Below are 20,182 nucleotides of genomic sequence, written 5' to 3'. Positions count from 1 at the left end.
GTGCATCGACGAGATATGTGACCACAGCTAACGGCTCCGGCGCTGTCCACCGATCGGACTACCGGTCCGCCGGCGACGGGTTAGCTGCGACGGCGTCGGAGGTGGACGACCCCGGCCCACCCGACACCCAGGACGATGACGCCGACGAACAGCAGGACGAAGTCGGGGATCCCCGCCGTCATCCTGGTCCACCGGCCGATCTCGCGACTCGGCCCGTCCGGAGGATGTCCAGGGCCATAGACCTGCTCGGTGACCGCTCGCACGTCGAACGCGCCGCCCGCTCCCGGACTGCACAGCGATGCCTCCCACGTGGGGTGGATCCCGCGGGTGCGGCCGACGAACAGCAGGTACTCGTCACCGACGCGGTACTCGGCGCCGCAGCTCGCCCCCTGTGACGATGTGCGCACCGTCGTCCTAGTCCCGACATCACCCTTGTAGACGGTCGACACCGAGAACTCGTAGATGTCGCTCGTCCCGTCGGAGAGCTTGTCGGTGGCGCGCGCGACGAACACTCCCGAGGCCCGCGAGACGGCTTCGGTCGGTGTTCCGATGGTCGCGCACGAACAGGCACTCGCGGGTCCCGCCGTGAGGACGGCGACCGGTCCGGCCAGCATCATCGTGGTGAGCACGATCAGTACGAGTCCAACCGTGCGACCGCGGGCTGCTCCGCGCCGGTTGATCACGCGGTCAGTCAAGCACGATGGGCGGCCCCGTCGACCTCGAACGACTAGCGTCGGACGTGGTGCAGAAGGCGCCCGCACATTGCAGTCGATCGTTGTTGGGATGCTGATGGAAAACGTAGTGCTCCTCGACGACGCCGGTAATCCGATCGGCGTCCACCCGAAATACGAGGTCCACACCCGCGAGACGCCCCTGCACCTCGCGTTCTCGAGTTACGTGTTCGATTCCGAGGCGCGCGTGCTTGTCACGCAGCGCGCGTACGAGAAGGTGACCTGGCCAGGGGCCTGGACCAACAGTTGCTGCGGCCACCCCGCGCCCGGTGAGCCGATGGACGAGGCGATCCTGCGTCGGCTCTCCACCGAACTGGGGATCGATGGCGGGTCGGTGCAGCTGGTCCTGCCGCTGTTCCGCTACCGCGCGGTGATGGACAACGGACTGGTCGAGAACGAGATCTGCCCGGTCTACGCGGTCCGCTACGACGGTCCCGCGCCGGCTCCCGACCCGGCCGAGGTCGTCGACCTCGAATGGGTCGCGTGGACGGAGTTCGTCCGGGAGGTGCTCGCCGGCGTACGACCGATCTCGCCCTGGTGTCGCGACCAGATCGAGCAGCTCGACCGGCTCGGACCGGACCCGCTCGCGTGGGCGACGGCACCGGACGACAGTCTCCCGCCCGCTGCTCGCAACGGCCTCGAACCCGCGGCCGCGCCGAGCGTCAGATGAGGCCCTTGAGGATCAGATTCCAGTAGAGGACGGGTAGGCCGTAGCGGTCGAAGACCCAGGCTCGGCGACGCGGACGGACCGGGTCGAAGAACGTCGGCAGTGACGACGACACCTTCTTCGTGCGATCGAACTCGGCCGCGATCAGCTGGTGTGCGTCGGTGGCGATCGGGGACACGGTGTACCCGTCGTACGAGGTCATCGATCCGCCGGAGCGTTGCGCGACGAGGTTCTTCGCGACGATCTTCGCCTGCATGCGGAGTGCGCCGCCCGAGGGGTCGGTGTCGACCGCGGCGCCGTCGCCGATCGCCCAGACGGTCCGACGGGTGCGGTGACGAAACGTGGTGTAGTCGATGTCGGCGAGACCGTGCGGAGACGCGCCCGCCAGCCCGGACGTGGTCAGCCATTCCGGTCCACGGAACGGCGGCACCAGGTGGAGCATGTCGTAGGCGATGGACTCGCGTGCTCCGTCCGGCCCCGAGACGTCGATCGCCTGCTTCGCGGTGTCGATGCCCGTCACCGCGGTCCCGTGCAGCACCCGCACATTCAGGTCCTTCAGTTGCGCGCGCAGCGCGTCGTCGAGCTTCGGGATCCCGGTGAGGTCGGTGCGGTCGACGACCAGGGTCATCGTGATGCCCGGGAGTCGACGCTCCCGTTTCCACTGTCCGGCCGCGAGGAACAGGGGCTTGATGGTCGTACCGGTACAGCTCACCGGCGGTCTGGGGACGGTGAACACCGCGTGGCCGCCCCGCGGGATGTCCTGCACCAGCTGCCAGGTCTTCTCCGCTGCGTCGAGGTAGTTGCTCGCCACGGCGGGAGTGGCGAGGGCGTCGTCGATCCCGGGCAGGTCGTCGTGGTCGGGTACGAGGCCGGTCGCCAGGATCAGGTCGTTGTAACCGTGCACACGGCCCGAGGCGCAGTGCACCTGCTTGGCGTCGGGGTCGACGGCGACCACCGAGTCACGCAGCCAGGAGATGCCTTTCGGTGTGACCGAGCGTTGCGTGCGTTCCGCGTGCGCCAGGGGTGCCTGACCGGAACCGACATAGGACAGCATGGGACGGTAGGTGTGCACCAGCTGAGGTTCGATGACGGCCACGTCGGTGACGCCCTGACGCCGCAGATGCGCCGCCGCACCGATACCCGCGTTACCCCCACCCACCACGATCACGTCGAAATGTGACCGCGCGCTGTCAATTTCGGGATTCATCGTTTCACGCTACGCGCCGCGGCCCGATGTCGTCAGGGGGCTGTGAACTCAGCGCGGAATCGAGGGCGCAGTGAAGCCGGACGCCTCGATAGCCGCGGTCGTCAGGCGAGCCATGGCCTGGCGACCGTCGGCGTTGGGGTGATACGGCGCAGGTGGGCGGTATCCGTACACCCATGGCGACGCCGAACACGCGGTGTGGTCGGCGCCGGACGACGCGGTGTCGACGAGGATCGCGTCCGTTGCCCGCGCCGCCGTATCGGTGGCCTGGCGCAGACCGTCGAAGGTCGCCACGGTGGTCGCGGCCTCGGCGGGGGTCAACGGCACCGACGCACAGGTGGTCGCCCGGGAGTCGAGCACCGGGGGGTAGTTGACGATGACGACCACCGCGTTCGGGGCGCGCAGATGAACGGCGTCGACGACGTCGATCATCTCGCGTTCGAGGCGCGCGAAGTCCGGAGCGGTCGGCGGGTTGCGGGGTGGCTCGTTGCGGCAGTGTCCGCCGACGCCCTTTGTCGCCGCGCGGGCGAGCTGGTTCGCGCAGCTGATCGCGGTCAGACGGCCGATGTACTGGACGTCGTTGCCGCCGGTGGTGATGGTGACGAGGTCGGTGTCGGCGGTCACCGCATCGATCTGGGGCGCATCGGCGCGGTGCGGCTGAGCCCGGTGCAGGATGTCGGGGATGATCGATCCCGAGCACGACACGTCGGTCAGGGTGAGGCGTAGCGCCGCGGCGACCTGGTGGGGGTAGTCGTCACCGGTGCGTAGACAGCGGGTGTCGATCACACCGCTGGAATCGGGCCCGGATGCGTAGGAACTACCGAGTGCGACGTACCGCGGTGCCCCGATTGCCGGAGTTCCGCTCTCTGTCGGAGTGCTTGGTACCGCGGCCTTCTCAGACGTGCTGCCGGCGAGATCAGACCACGGCACAAGGGTCGCGATCAGCGCCACCACCACGATCGCCACCATCGTCGCGAGGGCGGCCAGAAAAGGCCGCCTCACCGGAGCGACCTGGAGAGGTGGGTGCCGACGCGCATGCGCACATTGTGCGTGATGAACCGGCGATGGTCCTCATGCGACCGCGGGTTGCGAAAAAGCCGCCGATCCCGACCCGCTCGAAGTTAATATATCGATGCTTCACTTCAGTATCTGACATTTCGACGTGCGGTCGTCGGGGCCGTGCGATGTGTGTTGCGAAAGGAATCACAATGTTGCTCGGAGCTGTGGGAACTCTGCTCGGTGGTCTGCTGGGCGGTCTCGGTGTCGACAACCTGCTGTTGGGGCTGGTCGGAGGATTGTTCGGTTCGAGCTAGATCGAGCGCAGAACCAGACCAGACGCAAGAATCGACCGGCCTCCTCTGGGCAGGCCGGTCGATTCATGTCCACAACACCGCGGCAGGGGTGCGGGGCGAGTGCTGGTGTTTCAGAACAAGACCCGTGGTCAGAAGTAGGGGTTCGCCGGCACCGGCGTCCCGTGCAACAGGTTCTCGCCGATCACCCGCGCCTTGTAGGCCACCGGGTTGTGCAGCGTGATGGTGCGGATGTTGCGCCAGTGCCGATCGAGGTTGCGCTGCCTGCTCGACGCGCTCGCGCCACCGAGCTCCAGCAGGTCAGTCGCCGCCTTCGGGGCGATCGCGTCCACGAACACCTTGACCTTCGTCGCCTTCAGCTGTGCCTGCGCGGCCAGGGCGGCGTCAGGGACCCCGTCGACCTCCGAGGCGGTGGCCGCGTCCAGTGCATCGGCCGCGTCGAGGACAACCGCCCGCACGGCGTTCGCGGTGGCCGCGAGCTCACCCAACGCCCGCTGCAGCAGCGGGTCGTCGGTCGGGTTCTCGGCGCTCGCGTGCGCGAAGCTCCGTGTGCGTGAACGCAACAGCTCGACCCCGTCGTCGACGACGGCCGCGAGGATCCCGGCCACGACGGCGTGGATGTAGAGCTGTAGGGACGCGAACTGCACGGTGGGGATCGCCTCGTCGTCGGCGGTCGCGTCGGACAGGATCTCCTCAGGGTGAACGGCGACGTCGGTGAAGATCGTCGTTCCCGTGCCGGTGCGGCGTTGGCCGAAACCGTCCCAGTCGTCGATGATCTGCACACCGTCGCGGTCGGTCGGCACCACCACGGTGGCGACGGACTCGCGGTCGGTGGACGTGGCGACGGTGAGGTGGTCCGCGAACAGCGTTCCGGTGCTGTAGAACTTCTCGCCGTTCAGTCGGCGGTCGCCGTCGGACCCGGTCAGCGTCGTGGCGAAGACGGGACTGCCGACCGCCGTGGATCCCTTCTCGCTGAACGCGTTGCCGACGATCTTGCCCGCCGCGATCTCGTCGAGCCACCTCTGTGAATTGGGGTCGGCGGAGGTGCGCAGACGCTCCTCGGTGAACCAGAAATGGGTGCGGAAGATGTGCGCGACAATCGGATCGGCATGCGCGACGTCGATCACGGTCGAGAACAGCTGACGCACGGTGAACCCCGCCCCACCCAACTCCTCGGGCAGGCGCAGCGTGCCGAACCCGGCCTCCTTCAGTGCGCGGACCTGGTCGAAAGGGTTCTCGTCGTCGCGGTCTCGGTCCCGCGCGCCCTCGGCGATCCGGGCGAGCAGGTCGGTGAACTCGGGGGTGCCGGGTAGCAGTCGTGGGGTGGTCGCGGCGGGGGCGTGGGTCGTCGTCATGCGACGTGTATACCGACGGCGACCTCGACCGCGCACCGGTTGGGCTCAGCCCGAACGTAACAGGACCTATCGGGAACCGGCCGGTTCGAGCCGGTCCTCGACGCTCTCCCCGACCCGGTTCCGCCCGCCCGGCCACCAGTTGCGGGTGCCGAAGAGCTTCATCATCGCAGGTACCAGCATCATCCGGACCAGGACGGCGTCGAAGATCACCGCGACCGCCAACGCGAACCCGAACTGCTTGAGCTCCAACACATCAGCCGACATGAAGCTCGCGAACACCGCCACCATGATCGCGGCCGCGGCGGTGATGGGACGCGCGGTGTGTTCGATACCGTCGGCCACCGCGGACACGTTGTCGCCGGTTTTCGCGAACACCTCCCGCATCCGTCCGATGAGGAACACCTCGTAGTCCATCGACAACCCGAACACGACTGCGAACACCGTCACCGGCAGATACGACTGGATGTAGCCGGCACTGGTGAACCCGAGTGGCCCGGCCCCCCAACCCCATTGGAAGACTGCGACGGTCAGACCCAGCGAGGCGCCGGTCACCAGTAGGTTCATGATGACGGCCTTGATCGGGATGACCACGCTGCGGAACACCACCGCGAGGTAGAGGAACGAGAAGCCCAGGATCAGCCCGACCACCCAGGGCAGCTTCGACGAGATCTCGTCGGACGCGTCGACGACCAGTGCGGTGGTGCCGCCGACGTAGGCGCGGGGCCCACCGTCGGCGGTCATCACCGACGCCTTGTCCCGGATGGACTCGACCAGGTCGATGGCGTCGGTGGAGTCGATCGGCACCGCCGGTATGACCACGAGCATGGATCGGCCGTCGTTGGTCTGCGACGACGTGAACGCGACCCGCTTGTCGGCGCGCAGCCCGTACTCGAACTCGACCGCGCGCTCGGCCTGTGCATCGGACATCTCGCCGCCGCTCGGACCGGTCAACACCGTGGTGATCGGTGAGATGGTGCCGGCGGCGAACTTCTCGGTGAGGACGGTGTTCGCGGTGCCGCTCGGCTGATCCCGCAGCGCGGCGGTGCCGATGTCGACGCCGTAGCGGATCGACCCGATGGGAATTATGCAGATCGCCAACAGCAGTGTGCCGGCGATGGCGTAGACCCACGGCCGCCGCATCACATGGTGCGCCCATCGATGCCATCGACTGGGCCCGCTCGCATCGATCTGCGTGTCCCGCGGGCGGAACCGCGCCGGCAGTCCCCACCGGTCGATGTCCGGGCCGAGCACCGCCAACGCGGCCGGCAGCATGGTCCACGCAACCAGCAGGACGCAGATGACCGTGAGCGCCACGACCAACGAGATGGTGCGTACCGCCGGGACGTCGACGATCGTCAGTGCCCCCAGCGCGATCATCACCACCAGGCCGGAGATCGCGATGGTGTGCCCCGCGGTGCCCATCGCCACGCCGGTGGCCCGTTCGATCCCCGAGCGGTCGGCGCGGCTGCGCACCGATCCGCGGGCGAGCTCCTCACGGAAGCGGCTGACGATGAACAGCGAGTAGTCGATACCCAGGCCGAGTCCGATCATCGACGCCACCGTGGTGACGAGGATGTCGAAGGTCATGACGTGGGTCAGCAGGGTGATGACACCGAAGGCGATGAGAAGTCCGATGCCGGTGGAGATCAGCGGGATCACGCCGGCGATGAGACCGCCGAGCGCCAGAACCAGGACCAGCAGTGCGATCGGGATGCCGACGCTCTCGGCGCGGGTCGCGTCGCGGGACTCGACCGTGGTGAGGTCCACCGTCATCGGCGAGTACCCGGTCATCGACACCGTGACGCCCGCGCGTGACGCGTCGGAGAGCATGTCCTGCAGTCGTTCGGCGACCCCGATCCGTTCGCTGGCGTTGCCCCGGACCCCGACCAGGGCCAGTGCGGCGGTCTTGTCGGCGGAGATCTGCGGCGAGAACCCCTGCGCCTCATAGGGGTCGATGACCGTGACGACATCGGGGGAGGCGCGAAGCTCCGCGACGACGTCGGTCACCCGGGCCCGGAAGCCCGGCTGGTCGGTCCGCGCGGTGTCCGACGAGAAGGTCACCGCGAGTTGTTCGGATCCGAAGTCGGTGAAGTGTCGGGCGACGAGATCGTCGGACCGACTCGAATCCGTCTGCGACACCGAGAAATCGACGCCGACGAGCTTTGACTGCAGGGTGGGGTAGAGCACCGCGGCACCGATCGCGAGGAGGACACCGATCGCGATGACGCCGTACCGGTGTCGGGCGACGAACTCGCCCCAACGCACGCCGATCACCGAATCGCCAACTCGCAGCGGTAGATGCGGTACGTCCGGTACGGACTCATCTCGACGCGGGCGAGCACCGATCCCTTCATCCACTCGCTGTCGTCGAGGATGGGCGCACCCTCCATGCGGGTGTACCCGCGTTCCTCGATTCGCCGCCACATCTCGACGATCATCTGTGACGCCACCGAGCGATCGGGGCAGGACGAGTCGACGAGCATCATGTCCACGCGCGCACCGTCGATCAGGTGCTTGCGTCGGGGGCCCTTGACGTACCAGAGCGTGGCGACGTCGCGAACCCATCGTCGGCGAAACCGTGCCGCGCGTGCGATCGCCTGGTTGGCGTCGGGGAAGCCCATGAAGAAGCCGACCGGCTTGCCCCGGTACTCGGCGAGGATGGTCAGCCGCCGGTCGAGGACGGGCAACATCATCTTCTGCAGCGAGAGCATCTCCTCCGACGACAGCGGTGAGAACCCCCAGAAGTCCTTGAACGTGGTGTTGTACAGCTCGCGCACTATCTCCGAATCCTTGCGCAGGGTGCGGTACTTCATCGTCCGGAAGGTGACCTCCGAGCGTGTGCTGACGCGTTCGTAGAGCTGCTTGTGACGTGCGAACTTCTCGCTGCAGAACATCTGGTACGGCTCGTCGAAACGGTAGCTGTAGAAATCCTTGATCCCGGTGAGTCCCCACTTCTCGAATTGCGCCGCGTAGTGAGGTGGGTTGTGTGGCATGCCGATCAGCGGGAGTTTGGGCTCCGGGTCGACGACGATGCCCGCGCTGTAGAACATCGATGGACTGAACGGCCCCGCCATCTGCGCGAGTCCCTGCTCGGTGAGCCAGGTCGACGCCGCGTCGAGCAACACCTCGGCGACCCGGTGGTCGTCGACGGCCTCGTAGAAACCGAAGAACCCCAGCGATTCACCGGTGTACTCGGTGAACGCCAGATCGTGGATGGCCGCCACCCGGCCGACCGGGCGATGGTCGTCGAGGGCGACGAACGCCTGCACCCGACGCGTGGCCGCCAGCGCGTCCGCGGGCGACCGCAACGTCGTTCCCACGTCGATGATCTCGTCCGGCAGACCGTTGGGGTCGTTCGCGTAGACGTGGGAGTACACCGACTCGAAATCGTCCCAGTCCGAGGACGATTGGACCGGTACGACCGTGATCACGGCGCCCCCGTGGCGGCGGCGACCGCAACGGTTCCGACACCGGGCCCGCGTTCCACCGACACCGGGGAGACACAGATCGGGGTCTTGCCCGCGAACACGTATTGGCCCGGGGTGACGGTGATCGCCGACACCAACTCGTCGGGCAGGAACACGTCGCACTGCGAACCGAAACGGATCATGCCGTACTGATCGCCGCGGCCCACCTCGTCTCCGATCCCGACGTGCGCCACAATGCGGTTGACCCACAGGTCGGCGATCTGGGTCACCGTCGCGATGGCCCCGCTCTCGTGCTCGATGCCGATCGTCAGTCGCTCGTTGCTGAGCAGGTAGTCGCACCCCTCGTCGTAGGGCGTCTGACGCGCGAGCAGGTTGGCGCCCATCCGTGCCATCGACCGATTGAACGGCGCGGCCGACCGGTGCTCACGGAAGCAGATGGTCCCCGCGACCGGGATCCGGTTGCGGTGCACCGAGTACTCCGACATGTAGACGCCGATCAGGAAGCCGCTCGCACCGTCACCGGCTGCCGAGGCGGCCACCCCGAACTCTTCGAGGGGGATGGTCCTGGCCTTCTTCACCGCGAACGGGATCTGACCGCGGTCGACCCGTTTGACGTAGGTGATGAAACCGTCGGCGGGCGCCACGACGACGCGCGGGTCGGCCGGGGGAGTGCGTTCGGGATCCCGGAAGAAGAACCGCAGCCGCCAGTAGGCGAACGTTGCGAACAGTGCGCCGACGATCGCCGCGACGACCACGAGCAGTCGGCGGACGGAGACGATCACCGTGCTCGCTCCTCGTCCATCGCGGCCGCCCACGTCACGTACCGCAGCAGCAGCGGTCGTCCGATGGTGCTCGGCAGCAACCCGAGGAATCCACAGGCCAGATAGAAACCCAGCGCGTAGACGAAGTCGACGAACTCCGGCAGGAACCGGACGTCGCGTCGCGAGGCGGTCGACGGTTCGACGCGAGAACCGGCGGTCATGCCGATGCGACGGCGGGAGCCATGTCCTTCAGCGCCACGTTGCTGAAGTAGAGCTCGAACAGCCGACGGTGATCGCACCACGAGGCGTCGTGCCCGGCGGGCAGGATGGCCTCGGGCTTGTGCACCTTGCGCATGAGGATGTCGATGTTGTCGCCGAGGACCGTCTGGGCGAACTTCTCGCCGGCCATCTCCGAGACCCGCACGTAGAACTCGTCCCACGACACCAGATCCAGGCCGAGGAGTTCGGCGTACAGGCTGTGGTCGTAGTCCTCGGGGTTGCTGGGCAGCAGTCGGGACAGTGGATCGGTCGATGTCGCGTTGTGCGCCATCACCTCACAGATCACGTCGACCGGGACGTAGTTCATCCCGGGTCCGTCCCAGATCGCGCCGACGGCCTTCGCGACCTCGACGATGCGCCAGAAGCTGTACGCCCGACCGGGATCGAGTCCCCGCTGCGTGCTGCCGAGGATGTACGGGGCCTCGCACAGCGTGACCGAGTAGGTGTCGGAGTCGGCCAGCCAGCCCAGAAGTGCTGCGTTGACCCACTTCATCTGCGCGTAGCCCGAATACCACCAACCGTCGTGACGACGGAAGTCCTCCGGCCGCTGGTAGAGATGTGCGCCGATGCTGCCGACGTAGGTGAGGTGCTTGCGGGTCGTGGTGATGGAGAACTCGAGTGCCCGCAGCAGGCTCAGGAACCAGTCGCTGCGCAGGTCGAGGTAGGTCGACGTGTAGTCGGTCGAGCTGGCGCAGTTGAAGATGAGGCCGACGTTCTCGGCGAGATCGAAGAAGACGTCCTTTGACAGGCCGAAGTGACGCTCGGTCGGGTTGCCCTCGACGAACGTGATCTTGGAGGAGTTGGCCGAGATCTCGTACGCGTCCAACGTCTCCTGCAGGCGCTGCTCCGCGGTTCGATCCGCGGTGGGCCGGATCATCGCGTACACGCGGGTGATCGACGGGTCGCGGGTCAGCTGACCGATGAGGTGGGCGCCGAGAAAGCCGTTGGCGCCGAGGATCAGAGCCGTGTCGCGACGCGCCTCGGGCATCAGGGCGACGCGTCGCCGGGTGTCCGGGTCGACGGCCGGCCGCAGCGCGGTCGGGTCACCGGTGCTCAGGGCCACGACATCGGCGTACTTACCGTTGAACCTGAGTCCGCGACACTCCGACGACATGATCGCGTCGGCGTGAGGCCACAGCGGCCGCAGTGATTCTTCGGATGACAGCTTGCCCACGCTCAATTCCCCGCCTCTTCCTGTTGATGTCCGAGACAGACCGTAAGCGAGTGGCCGACGTCACCGAAGGAGTTGCCGCATCCGCTGTGACCGCCCACAACCGACGTTCGCAACACATGTTGAGTTCGATGACATCTCCCAACGGAAGTGACGAATGGTGGTCGAGAATCAGAATTCGCCGTCCATCCGCGAGTCCTGAAAAGCGTTGCGGTCGCGGATGATGCCGTTGCGGATCGCGCGAATGCGACGAAGCGGTCGCGACGGCCTGCGCTACCTGTCGGGTTCGCCACACTGTGGTGGCCGGTGGGTGTGAAGCGCTGCTAACGTTTACATCGTTAGGCTATGCAAGCGCCTGTACAGGTGTTCCGAGGTCTTTCCTCATCATCACCGTCCGGCCATAGTTCGAAGGAGTACCACTCATGTCGATCGATACCCAGGACGACGAACTCGCCCGACGCATTGCCGATCTGGTCCGTGACGACCCGCAGTTCGCCGCCGCTCTTCCCGACGATGCCGTGACCGAAGCGGTCAACGAGCCGTCGCTGCGACTCGCCCAGATCATGGAGACCCTCGCCGACGGTTACGCCGATCGGCCCGCCCTCGGTGCGCGCGCCGTGGACCTCGTGACCGACCCGGCATCGGGTCGGACCACCACCACGTTGCTGCCGCGCTTCGAGACCATCACCTACCGCGAGTTGTGGGCCCGAGTGCGTTCGGTCGCCGCGGCGCTCGCCGGCGGCGCGGTGTCGCCCGGCGACCGCGTCGGGGTCCTGGGCTTCACCAGTGTCGACTACACGGTCATCGACATGGCGACCGTGCTCCTGGGTGCGGTGTGTGTCCCGCTGCAGACCAGCGCGCCGCTGACCCAGCTGCAACCCATCGTCGACGAGACCGAACCCACCCTGATCGCCGCGAGCGTCGACCGCCTCGACGACGCGGTCGAGCTCAGCGCGAACAGCGGAGCACTCGCCCGGCTGGTCGTGTTCGATCTGCGTTCCGAGGTCGACGACCACCGTGACGCGGTCGCCGGTGCGCAGCGACGCCTCGCCGAGGGCAAGAACGCGGTGACCGTCGAGACCCTGGCCGACGTGATCGCACGCGGCGAGTCTGCCGTGACCGGACCGGTTCCCGTTGTGGGCGAAGGCGATCCGCTGTCGCTGCTGATCTACACCTCGGGCAGCACCGGCCGTCCCAAGGGCGCGATGTACCCGGAGAGCCTGGTCACCAACGCATGGCGGCGGTCGACGAACATGGTCGGTGCGCAGGGCACCACCGGTCCGTCGATCACGTTGAGCTTCATGCCCATGAGCCACGTCATGGGGCGACACATCCTGTTCGAGACGCTCGCGTCGGGCGGTACGACCTACTTCGCCGCGACCAGCGACCTGTCGACCTTCCTCGAGGACATGGCGCTGGTGCGGCCGACGTTGCTCAGCTTCGTCCCCCGCATCTGGGAGATGATCTTCACCGAGCACCAGAGCGCCCTGAGCCGTCGCGTGAACGCGGGTGGGGACGAGGCCACCGCGAGCGAGGCGGTCTCGGCGGACCTGCGCGACAACCTGCTCGGCGGCCGATACGTTGCCGCACTGACGGGTTCGGCGCCGATCTCCGCCGAGATGACTGCGTTCGTCGAATCGCTGCTCGGACTGCACCTGGTCGAGGGATACGGATCCACCGAGGCCGGAATGGTGTTCATCGACGGAGCCGTGCGTCGTCCGCCGGTGGTCGACTACAAGCTCGTCGACGTGCCCGATCTCGGGTACTTCCGTACCGATCGCCCGAACCCGCGTGGCGAGCTGCTCGTCAAGTCCGACACCATGTTCCCGGGCTACTTCAACCGTCCCGACGCCACGGCCGACGTCTTCGACGAGGACGGCTACTACCGCACCGGTGACGTGGTCGCCGAGACCGGACCCGACCAGTTGGTCTACCTCGACCGTCGCAACAACGTCCTCAAGCTCTCCCAGGGTGAGTTCGTCACGGTGTCGAAAGTGGAGGCCGTCTTCGCCGACAGCCCGGTCATCGGGCAGATCTACATCTACGGCAACTCCGCCCGCGCGTTCCTGCTGGCCGTGATCGTGCCGACCGACGACGCCCTGGCCCAGGTCGACGGCGACGTCGACGCGGTCAAGCCGATCCTCGGCGAGTCCGTGCAGCGGGCCGCAAAGGCCGCCGGCCTGCAGTCCTACGAGATCCCGCGCGACTTCATCGTCGAGACAACGCCGTTCACGCTGGAGAACGGTCTGCTGACCGGTATCCGCAAGCTGGCGCGTCCGCGGTTGAAGGAGCAGTACGGCGAGGCGCTCGAACAGCGGTACGCCGATCTCGCCGACGGTCAGACCAACGAGTTGCAGGCGCTGCGCCGCGACGGCGACAGCGCACCGGTTCTCGAGTCCGTGAGCCGAGCAGCCGCAGCACTGCTCAGTGCATCGGCCTCGGATGTGCAGGCGGACGCGCACTTCACCGATCTCGGTGGTGACTCGCTGTCGGCGGTGACCTTCGCCAACCTCCTGCGCGAGATCTTCGACATCGAGGTCCCCGTCGGCGTCATCGTCAACCCGGCCGCCGATCTCGCGGCCATCGCCGAGTACATCGAGAACGAGCGGACCTCGGGCGCGACCCGACCCACGTTCGCGACGGTGCACGGAGCCGACGCGACCGAGGTGCACGCACGAGACCTCACCCTGGACAAGTTCCTCGACGACGCGACCATCGCCGCGGCGCCGAACCTGCCGCGGCCCAGCGAGCAGGTCCGCACCGTCCTGCTCACCGGTGCGACCGGCTTCCTCGGGCGGTTCCTCGCACTCGAATGGCTCGAGCGGATGGATCTCGTCGACGGCACGCTGATCTGCATCGTGCGCGCCAAGGACGACGCGGCCGCCCGGGCTCGACTCGACGCCACCTTCGACAGCGGCGACCCGCAACTGCTGGCGCGCTACCAGAAGCTCGCCGCCGAGCACCTCCAGGTCGTGGCCGGCGACAAGAGCGAGGCCGACCTCGGCCTCGACACGCAGACGTGGCAGCGCATCGCCGACACCGTCGATCTCATCGTCGACCCGGCCGCACTGGTCAACCACGTCCTGCCGTACGCCCAGCTGTTCGGCCCCAACGCCCTGGGCACGGCCGAGCTGATCCGCATCGCGCTGACCAGCAAGCTCAAGCAGTTCGCCTACGTCTCGACCATCGGTGTCGGGGGCGGGATCGAGCCGGCCTCGGCGTTCGTCGAGGACGCCGACATCCGCGAGATCAGCGCCACCCGCGCGGTCGACGAGACCTACGCCAACGGATACGGCACGAGCAAGTGGGCGGGCGAGGTGCTGCTGCGGGAGGCCCACGACCTGTGTGGCCTGCCGGTCGCGGTGTTCCGTTGCGACATGATCCTGGCCGACACCCAGTTCGTCGGTCAGCTCAACGTGCCGGACATGTTCACCCGGTTGATGCTGAGCCTGGTGGCCACCGGCGTCGCGCCGAAGTCGTTCTACGACCTCGACGCCGACGGCAATCGTCAACGCGCACACTATGACGGGCTGCCGGTCGACTTCATCTCCGAGGCGATCTCCACCCTGTCGGTCCAGCTGCTCGACGGGTTCGAGACGTACCACGTGATGAACCCGTACGACGACGGGATCGGTCAGGACGAGTTCGTCGACTGGCTGGTCGACGCCGGGTACTCGATCCAGCGTGTCGACTCCTACGACACCTGGCTCCAGCGGTTCGAGACCGCGGTCCGCGCGCTGCCCGCCAAGCAGCGGTCCGCGTCGCTGCTGCCGTTGCTGCACAACTACCAGCAGCCCGTGCCGCCGCTCAACGGGGCGATGGCGCCGACCGATCGGTTCCGCGCGGCGGTCCAGGACGCGAAGATCGGTCCCGACAAGGACATCCCGCACATCACGCCGCAGATCATCGTCAAGTACGCCACCAACCTCGAGGTGCTCGGACTGCTCTGAGACGATCCACGTTCGGACCCCGGCACCCGACGACCGCACCCGCGGCGTCGGGTGCTGGCGTGTGTCAGGACGTCACGGACTCGGTTGGAGGTAGGCGACGATCGCGTTGGTGATGCCACGCCGGGCGAGGTCGAGGTCGGTGTAGGTACCGAGCTGCTTCTCCGAGGTGATGCCCCGCATCGCGCCGGGGATGAAGGCGGCGACCTCCGCGACGCGGTCGGGGTCGACGTCCAACCCGGCGAAGGCCCGCATGCAGGTGTCGAGCCAAGCCTGCCGCCAGGAGGCGAACTCGCCTGCGGTGGCGGGGAATCGACGCTCGAACTCGTCACGATCGCGCGGCATCGCGGCCCGTAGCGTCTCGATGGCGCGGGAGTCGGTGCCGGCCAGCCCCGCGTAGAGGTTGTCGATGATGGCCGACACCCGTGCCTGCAGCGGGGCTTTGTCCGGGGCGCTCGCAGGCAGATCGCCGCGCCGAAGCGCGGTGTGCCGCAACACCGCCGCCCAGAACCCGTCGATGTCGCCGAACTGATACTTGATCGTCCCCCAGGTGGCGCCGATGTCCTTGGCGATCCGGTTGCCCGAGACCGATCCCGGGTCTCCCGAGGCGAGTGAGCTCACGGCGGCGTCGAGCATGCTCTCGCGCGTGGCGGTGCCGCGTCGGTTGGTGCGTCGGCCGGTGACGCCCGCATCGGTCATTCGCCGATGCTAGCGGAGCCCCACTAATTCGTAGAACCCTCTTTCATTCTGATCGGCGCGCGGTTACCGTTCTCCTCACCACCGCAGGAGCGGTGTCGCGGAGGAGGCCGAAGATGGCGAGGACGCCGTTGCCGATGAGACCCACCGGCTGGTTCCAGGTGGCGTGGTCCGCCGAGATCGGCGTGAACGACGTCCACCGGATGACGTACTTCGGGACCGACATGATCGCGTGGCGGTCGGCCTCGGGGAAGGTCACCGTGATGGATGCCTACTGCGAGCACCTCGGCGCGCACCTCGGGTTCGGCGGCACCGTCGACGGTGAGATCCTGCGGTGTCCGTTCCACGGATGGGAGTGGAATCGGCAGGGGCGCAACGTGTGTATCCCGTACGAGAAGAACCCGAACCGGGGTCGGCGCATCCGGACCTATCCCGTCACCGAGCACAGTGAGTCGATCTTCATCTGGTACGACGCCGACCGTCGCGAACCGTATTTTCCGGTGGCCGAGGCGCTCTCGGGCTTCGACGACGGGCGCAGCGCCGCCGACTACTACCCGGCCCACGGGCACAGCACACTGTTCGAGCAGTCTGTCGAGATCCATCCGCAGTACGTCATGGAGAACGGCGTCGACTTCGCGCACTTCAAGTACGTCCACAACACCCCGCTGGTGCCCGAGTTCACCCGCCACGACTTCGATCAACCCGTGTCCTACGTGGACTTCACCATCGCCTTCGACGATGTCCCCGCCGACGAGATCAACAGCGGCGTGCAGGCCATCAACAGTGGGATCGGCGTCGCCAGCACCAAGAGTTGGGGGATGATCGACAACCGGACGCAGACCTGTGTCACCCCGATCGACGAGACGACCTCCGACGTCCGGTTCACCGTGTGGATCGGACGCAAGCCCGGCGACACGAGCGATCAACCCACGAGCAGGGCGTTGGCGCACGCGGCCGGGGTGATCGAGCAGTTCGGCAACGACATCCACATCTGGAAACACCAGCGGTACTCCGACCCGCCCGCACTCTCGCCCGCGGAGTTCGCGGGTTTCACCGCGATCCGCGCGTGGGCCACGCAGTTCTATCCCGCCGATTTCGATCAGACCGCGGCTGTCGCGGCCGCCCGCTGAGAGGCTCTCCCATGTCGACATCCACCCCACCCATCCGGGTCTTCCAGGTCGCGACCGGCAACGTCGGGTCGGAGATGATCAAGCGGATCAGAGCACACCGCGATCTCGAACTGGTGGGCCTGCACTGCTATTCGGCCGACAAGATCGGTCGCGACGCCGGCGAGATCGTCGGGATCGAGCCCGTCGGGGTGGTCGCGACGGAAACGGTTGACGAGATCATCGCCGCTGAGCCGGACGTCCTGACCTTCCACGGCGTGTTCCCCGACGAGGAACTCTACGAGAAGGTGCTCGAGGCCGGCATCGACATCGTCACCACCGCCGACTTCATCACCGGGCACCATCGCGACGAGAACCATCCGCATCCCTCGGGCCGAAAGGTCACCGAGGTGTTGCAGGCGGCGTGCGAGCGCGGAGGGTCGACGTTCTACGGGACCGGCATGAACCCTGGGGTCAATCAGATTCTGGGAGTGGTCTGTTCGGCCGATGTCGCCGACATCGAGAACATCATCACGCTGGAATCGGTGGACGTTTCCTGCCACCACTCGCGCGACACCTGGATCGAGGTCGGCTACGGACTACCCGTCGACGACCCGACCATCCCGGGGAAACTCGAGAAGTACACGCGGGTCTTCGCCGACAGCGTGCTGCTGATGGCCGACTGCTTCGGCCTCGAACTCGACGAGGTGACGTTCAGCTACGCACTCGGCGCGTGCACCGAGGACGTCGACCTGGGCTGGTACCAGATGCCCAAGGGCTCATTGGGCGGCAACTACATCAAGTACCAGGGCATGGTCGACGGCGTGCCGCGCATCGAGACGCACCTCGAATGGCAGATGACGCCGCACACCGAGCCGAGCTGGGACATCAAGGGCTGCTACATCACTCAGATCCAGGGTGACCCGTGCATCTACAACAAGCACATGATCTTCCCGAAACCCGGTGTTCGACTCGACAACCCGGAGGATTTCGCGTCGATCGGCATGACCGTCACCGGCCTGCCGGCACTGAACTCGATCCGCGCGGTCGTCGATGCACCGCCCGGGATACTCACCAGCGCAGACCTGCCGTTGCGCGGCTTCGCCGGTCGCTTCAAGCGGTGAATCAGCCGCGGTCGGTCTTGCCCTGCAGTCGATCGATCTCCTCGGATGCCTCCGCCTTGTTGAGATCGGCCGAGATGGTCTCGCCTGCGTCGCGGGCGAGGGTGTCGAGGTAACTGCGCTGCGCACCGGTCATCGGCTCGTCACCGGTCACCCAGTTCGACGGATCCTTCTCGGTGGTGTTTCCGGCGTCGGCTCCGAGAACCTCGCCGCTTTCATCGGGGGTCGAACTGTTGTTCGAAGTAGTCATGTCTCGACCATACGCCGCCGCGCCCGCGCCATCCACCGACCGTGCCCTAACCACCCGCCGAACGTGCCGAAACAACCCGCCGACCGTGCCGTAACCGCCCGTCGAACGTGCCGAAATCACCCGTCGACCGTGCCGTAACCGCCCGCCGACCGTGCCGTAACCGCCCGCCGACCGTGCCGAAACCGCCCGCCGAGCAGGCCGCCGACAACCATCCTCCAACCGTGCCGCTCCTGACGCCTGACGGCGACAAGATGCTGAGGACGAAGTCCGGTGCGGCGTGCGTTCGCGTGCCGGGTAATCGTTCGCACCCTGTCGTGCCGTTCGCATCGTCACGTGCTGTTCGCACGCTCCCGGCGCGATGCGAACAGCACACAACCGTGCGAACGACACAGGAGTGTGCGAACGCGAGCCGGGACCGGAACTTGCGCGTCACCCGACTCCGTCCACAGCATCTTTTCGCCGTCAGGCGCCAGGAGCGGCACGTTCGACGGGTCATTTCGGCACGTTCGGCGGTTGGTTAGGGCACGTTCGGCGGATGGTTAGGGCACTTTCGGCGGGGATGTGGCCGGGCCGATCATGGCGGCCACGATCTCGGCCGACATCATCACCAGGGGTAGCCCGCCACCGGGGTGCGACGACCCACCGACCAGGTACAGGCCCGGCACCGGCGAGCGGTTCGCCGGACGGAGGAACGCGGCCGACGCGCTGTTGGACGCGGTGCCGTAGATCGACCCGCCCGGTGTGTGGGTCCGGCGCTCGAGATCGGCCGGGGTGATGATGCGTCGGTGTCGGATGCGGTCGGCGATGTCGACGCCGCGATCGGCCATCACATCCAGGATGTGGTCGGCGTAGCTCTCGCGCCGACCGGGCGCATCCCAGTCGGTGCCACCGTCCGGGTCGTGGGGTGGGGCATTCACCAGGACGAACCATGCGCCGCTACCCGATTCTGGTGCGACGGCAGGATCGCTGGGTGCGCTGATGTAGACCGTCGGTCGGTGCACGGGACGCGGTGGACCGCCTCGACCGAAGACCGCGTCGAATTCGGCGTCGTAATCGTCGGCGAAGAGCACAGTGTGGTGGGGCTGATCGGACGGGGCGTCGTCGAGGGCCAGCAGCAACACGAACCCCGAGAACGATCGCGTCGAGCGCCGCACTCGGCGGGCCACCGCGCGCGTCGCCCTGTCGGGCGCGGGCAACAGCTGCTCATAGACCACACGCGCATCGGCGTTGGCGACGACGACATCGGCGTCGATCACGGTGTCGTCGGTCAGTCGCACGCCTCGCACCCCGGTCGACGACGTGAGCACCTCGGCCACCTCGGTCCCGAGGCGGACCTCGACCCCGAGGGCTTCCGCGCGGGCCACGAGCTCTTCGGCGAGCCGGTAGAGGCCGCCGGGGATGTACCAGGACCCGAAGGCCTGTTCGGCGTACGGGACGGTGGCCAGCGCGGCGGGTGCGCGCCGCGGGTCCGAGCCCGTGTACGTGGCGTACCGATCGAGGAGCATGCGCAGACGCGGATCCGACAGGTGCCGCGCGCCGATGCCGCGCAGCGATCGCCACGGCGCGACGGTCACCACATCGGCGAGGCTGCGCGCGAGTCGCACCATCGTGCCCACGTCGATGGGGGAGCGCAGGAAGGGCTGCTCGGTGACGTCCCAGATGCGTGCGGCCCGCGTGAGGAAGGCCGACCACTGCGCGCCGCGGCCCGCACCCAGAGCGGCGTCGAGCGCGCCGGGGATCGCGTCCATGTCGCCGGGCAGGTCGACGGTGGCGCCGTCGGGGAATCGATAGCGACACGCGATGTCGAGGCGTTGCAGGTCGATACCGGACTCGGCCAGGGGCGCGCCGGTGGCGCCGAACAGTTCTGCGAGTACCTGCGGCAGCGTCAGCAGCGACGGGCCGGTGTCGAACAGAAACCCGTCGATGTCGTCCCGACCGAGCTTGCCGCCCACCTGTGCGGCCTGCTCGACAAGGGTGACGCGATGGCCCATCGCGGCAAGGCGGGTGGTCGCGGCGAGGCCGCCGACACCGGCGCCGATGACGATCACATGACTCATGTACGCGTTGCTCCTACCGTTGCAGACCAGTGTGGTCGAGCCCGATGTCCTCGGCCACCACCGGTCGGGGCCGTCGTGTCCCGGGGGTGGGCCCGAGAA

The 20,182-nt window shown here is 67.3% G+C and carries 16 protein-coding genes; 4 read left to right on the top strand and 12 right to left on the bottom strand.

Annotated elements, in window-relative coordinates; all coding sequences use genetic code 11:
* Positions 1–80: 80 nt before the first annotated feature.
* Positions 81–683: a hypothetical protein gene (locus LX13_RS04000; protein WP_253659991.1), complete on the bottom strand. Its 603-nt coding sequence runs from the start codon at positions 681–683 to the stop codon at positions 81–83.
* Between the two features lie 106 nt (positions 684–789).
* Here LX13_RS04000 and idi point away from each other — a divergent pair, with 106 nt between their 5' ends.
* Complete coding sequence (idi, locus tag LX13_RS03995; protein ID WP_253659990.1) at positions 790–1,401, top strand: isopentenyl-diphosphate Delta-isomerase; 612 nt, start codon at positions 790–792, stop codon at positions 1,399–1,401.
* Here the strand turns inward: idi and LX13_RS03990 are convergent.
* From LX13_RS03990 to LX13_RS03955, 8 genes are all read right to left on the bottom strand, one after another.
* Positions 1,394–2,605: an NAD(P)/FAD-dependent oxidoreductase gene (locus LX13_RS03990; protein WP_253659989.1), complete on the bottom strand. Its 1,212-nt coding sequence runs from the start codon at positions 2,603–2,605 to the stop codon at positions 1,394–1,396. The two genes, idi and LX13_RS03990, sit on opposite strands and share 8 nt — an antisense overlap.
* A gap of 48 nt (positions 2,606–2,653) precedes the next feature.
* On the bottom strand, positions 2,654–3,604 hold the full coding sequence (locus tag LX13_RS03985; protein WP_253659988.1) for an SGNH/GDSL hydrolase family protein: 951 nt from the start codon (positions 3,602–3,604) through the stop codon (positions 2,654–2,656).
* Positions 3,605–4,043: 439 nt separating this feature from the next.
* On the bottom strand, positions 4,044–5,267 hold the full coding sequence (locus LX13_RS03980; protein ID WP_253659987.1) for an acyl-CoA dehydrogenase family protein: 1,224 nt from the start codon (positions 5,265–5,267) through the stop codon (positions 4,044–4,046).
* A gap of 66 nt (positions 5,268–5,333) precedes the next feature.
* Positions 5,334–7,532, bottom strand: a complete 2,199-nt coding sequence (locus LX13_RS03975) for an MMPL family transporter (protein ID WP_253659986.1) — start codon at positions 7,530–7,532, stop codon at positions 5,334–5,336.
* A 5-nt stretch (positions 7,533–7,537) separates the two neighbouring features.
* The gene (locus LX13_RS03970; RefSeq protein ID WP_253659985.1) at positions 7,538–8,698 is read right to left on the bottom strand and encodes a hypothetical protein; all 1,161 of its coding nucleotides are present in this window, start codon (positions 8,696–8,698) and stop codon (positions 7,538–7,540) included.
* Complete coding sequence (locus LX13_RS03965) at positions 8,695–9,477, bottom strand: phosphatidylserine decarboxylase (protein WP_253659984.1); 783 nt, start codon at positions 9,475–9,477, stop codon at positions 8,695–8,697. The genes LX13_RS03970 and LX13_RS03965 overlap by 4 nt, the downstream gene beginning before the upstream one ends.
* A complete protein-coding gene (locus LX13_RS03960; RefSeq protein WP_253659983.1) occupies positions 9,474–9,677 on the bottom strand; it encodes a hypothetical protein in 204 nt (67 codons plus the stop codon). The genes LX13_RS03965 and LX13_RS03960 overlap by 4 nt, the downstream gene beginning before the upstream one ends.
* Positions 9,674–10,909, bottom strand: coding sequence for an SDR family oxidoreductase (locus LX13_RS03955; RefSeq protein WP_253659982.1), 1,236 nt, complete (start codon positions 10,907–10,909; stop codon positions 9,674–9,676). The genes LX13_RS03960 and LX13_RS03955 overlap by 4 nt, the downstream gene beginning before the upstream one ends.
* Positions 10,910–11,328: 419 nt before the next feature.
* On the opposite strand from LX13_RS03955, the gene car reads away from it, so the two are divergent.
* On the top strand, positions 11,329–14,856 hold the full coding sequence (car, locus tag LX13_RS03950) for a carboxylic acid reductase (protein WP_253659981.1): 3,528 nt from the start codon (positions 11,329–11,331) through the stop codon (positions 14,854–14,856).
* Between the two features lie 72 nt (positions 14,857–14,928).
* Here car and LX13_RS03945 read toward each other — a convergent pair whose 3' ends face one another.
* Entirely contained in the window at positions 14,929–15,552 is a 624-nt protein-coding gene (locus tag LX13_RS03945) for a TetR/AcrR family transcriptional regulator (RefSeq protein WP_253659980.1), read from the bottom strand.
* A 113-nt stretch (positions 15,553–15,665) separates the two neighbouring features.
* On the opposite strand from LX13_RS03945, the gene LX13_RS03940 reads away from it, so the two are divergent.
* Positions 15,666–16,679: a Rieske 2Fe-2S domain-containing protein gene (locus LX13_RS03940; protein ID WP_253659979.1), complete on the top strand. Its 1,014-nt coding sequence runs from the start codon at positions 15,666–15,668 to the stop codon at positions 16,677–16,679.
* Positions 16,680–16,690: 11 nt separating this feature from the next.
* Positions 16,691–17,779 (top strand): NAD(P)H-dependent amine dehydrogenase family protein, encoded by a 1,089-nt coding sequence (locus LX13_RS03935; protein ID WP_253659978.1) that lies wholly within the window; start codon positions 16,691–16,693, stop codon positions 17,777–17,779.
* Position 17,780: 1 nt separating this feature from the next.
* On the opposite strand, the gene LX13_RS03930 is transcribed toward LX13_RS03935, so the two are convergent.
* Together LX13_RS03930 and LX13_RS03925 are read right to left on the bottom strand one after the other, a co-directional pair.
* The gene (locus LX13_RS03930) at positions 17,781–18,026 is read right to left on the bottom strand and encodes a DUF3072 domain-containing protein (protein WP_253659977.1); all 246 of its coding nucleotides are present in this window, start codon (positions 18,024–18,026) and stop codon (positions 17,781–17,783) included.
* A 539-nt stretch (positions 18,027–18,565) separates the two neighbouring features.
* Positions 18,566–20,083: a phytoene desaturase family protein gene (locus tag LX13_RS03925; RefSeq protein WP_253659976.1), complete on the bottom strand. Its 1,518-nt coding sequence runs from the start codon at positions 20,081–20,083 to the stop codon at positions 18,566–18,568.
* Between the last annotated feature and the right edge of the window lie 99 nt (positions 20,084–20,182).

Origin of the sequence: Williamsia maris (assembly GCF_024171815.1) — a bacterium.
GTDB classification, from domain to species: domain Bacteria; phylum Actinomycetota; class Actinomycetes; order Mycobacteriales; family Mycobacteriaceae; genus Williamsia_A; species Williamsia_A maris.
This window is presented reverse-complemented; position numbering and strand designations above follow the sequence as displayed.